At 73.5% G+C, this 2,167-nt stretch carries 2 protein-coding genes; one reads left to right on the top strand and one right to left on the bottom strand.

Annotated features, from left to right (window positions below; all coding sequences use genetic code 11):
- On the bottom strand, window positions 1-1,082 hold a 1,082-nt coding region (locus AB8Z36_RS38215; RefSeq protein ID WP_369217968.1), incomplete at its 3' end, for a serine/threonine-protein kinase.
- Window positions 1,083-1,328: 246 nt separating this feature from the next.
- Between AB8Z36_RS38215 and AB8Z36_RS38210 the strand changes: the two genes are divergently transcribed.
- Window positions 1,329-1,901, top strand: a complete 573-nt coding sequence (locus AB8Z36_RS38210; protein ID WP_440582116.1) for an EamA/RhaT family transporter — start codon at window positions 1,329-1,331, stop codon at window positions 1,899-1,901.
- Window positions 1,902-2,167 lie beyond the last annotated feature (266 nt).

Here is a 2,167-nt window from a genome sequence, read left to right as displayed (position 1 = left end):
GTGCGCTCCTGCCCGTCGGGACCGCCGCCCTTGCCGGAGTCCCCGGCCCGCAGCAGCGCGACCCCGCCCCCGATCGCCGCGACGGCGACGACCGCGGCGAGCGCGGAGCGCAGACGGCGGCGCGGACGGCGCGGGGCCTCTCCCTCCGCCGCCCCGGCGGTGGCGGTCGCGGTGGCGGTGGGTACGGGCGTGGTGTCGTCCGTGACCAGGTGGTGCTGGGTGTCGGTCTCCCGGGTGCGGCGCGGAGCGGCGGCGCCCTCCACCGCGCCCCCGAGGTCGGCGGGCAGGTCCCGCAGACGTACGAGGAGCTCGTCGGCGGAGGGCCGCTCGTCGGGGTCCTTGGCGAGGCAGGGCTCGACCACCGGCAGCAGCGCGTCCGGCACGGCACCGAGCGACGGGGCCTCGTGCACCACCTGGTACGCCGTCATATAGGGGCTGTCCGCGTCGAAGGGGCCCTGCCCGGTCGCCGCGTAGACGAGCAGGGTGCCGAGCGAGAAGACGTCGGAGCGCGGCCCGACGCCGCGCGGCGCCTGCAACTGCTCCGGCGACATGAAGGGCGGTGTGCCGATCACCCGGCCCGTCATCGTCAGCGTCTGCTGGTCCGCCGCGCGGGAGATGCCGAAGTCGATGACGCGGGGGCCCTCGGGGGAGAGGACCACGTTGGACGGCTTGAGGTCCCGGTGCACGACACCGGCCCGGTGGATGTCCCGCAGCGCCTCGGTCAGCCCGATGGCCAGCCTGCGCAGCTCGGGACCGCCGATCGGGCCCTGCTGGGCGATGCGCTGGGCGAGCGTGGGGCCCTCGATGAACGTGGTGGCCATCCACGGGTGCGCGGCCTCCGGATCGGCGTCGATCACGGCCGCGGTGAAGGCGCCGCTGACCCGCCTGGCCGCGGCCACCTCCTGCCGGAAGCGGATACGGAACTCGTCGTCGTCCGCGAACTGCTGGTGGATCAGCTTGATCGCCACCGGCCGCCCGGATGCCGAACGGCCCAGGAAGACGGTCCCCATGCCGCCCGAACCGAGCCGCGCCTCCAGCGGATAACCGCCGATCTCCTCCGGGTCTCCTCCACGGAGCGACATGTCCATTACCTCCCCCGTGCTCTCCCGCCACACCTGCGCCTTACCCAGCCCAAACTAACCGCCGGACGGTACGGGAGGACAAGGAGGGGGACGAATAGGGCGCGTACGGCGAGAGTGCGTGAAGCGGGGGTGATGGTGAGGTGACGGGAGCGTGGAGGCGGGGGAGGCGCTTGTGCCGGTACGGGTGTTCTGCCCCGGCACGGCCTCGCCTCCGGCGACCCGGCCGCCCCGGGCGATAATCAAACGGTGAGCGAAGAATCCGGCACATCTGGCACCCCTGGCACCTCTGGCACTCCTGGCACTCCTGCCGTTCCTGGTGCTCCTGACGCTCCTGGCGCGGGCGGCTCCGGCACCGCGCCCGGCCCGCAGCCCGAGCCGATCCGCTTCTTCGGGACGACCTGGGTCGCCCACGACGGCGGCTACGGCGCCCGCCGGGCCGGTCTCGCCGCCGGGTCCCTGCTCGCCGCGGCGGCGGGCTGCTTCGTGCTGCGCTTCGCGTACGAGGGGCTGACCATCGCGGACGTGGGCTCGTTCGTGAGCCTGCTCGTCGTCGTGATGTTCGCGATCTGCAGCGCGATCGCCTTCCGCCGCACGTGGGAGGGGTTCACCAAGCGCCACGACCCGGCGTCCCAGGCCTCCATGCGCGGCCTGCTGACGATCGGCTTCGTCGGCACGCTGCTCGCCTACTTCTTCCGCTCCCTGACGGAGGCCCCGGGCGAGAGCCTGCACCGCAAGGAGTACGAGGAGGCGCGCGAGCAGTACGCGAAGCGCACCCAGCGCAGGACGGGCAACCCATCCCGCAAGAAGCGCAAGCGCTAGCACTAGCCGGACTCGACCCTGCCCGGGTCTTGGCCCCTGTCCGGGACATGTCCTGTCCGGGACTCGCCCTGTCCGGGGGCCGCCCTTGCCCGGACTCGCTCTTGTCTAAGGCCCGCGCTTGCCCGGGACTCGCCTCTGTCCGGGGCCCGCCTCTGTCCGGACTCACCCTGCCCGAAGGCCGCCCTTGCCCGGACTCACCCTGTCCGGGGCTTTCCTCTGTCCGGGACATGCCCTTTCCGGGACCCGCCCCTGCCCGGGGCCCGCCC

It is taken from the genome of Streptomyces flavofungini (genome assembly GCF_041028215.1).
Classification (GTDB): Bacteria; Actinomycetota; Actinomycetes; order Streptomycetales; family Streptomycetaceae; genus Streptomyces; species Streptomyces flavofungini_B.
This window is presented reverse-complemented; position numbering and strand designations above follow the sequence as displayed.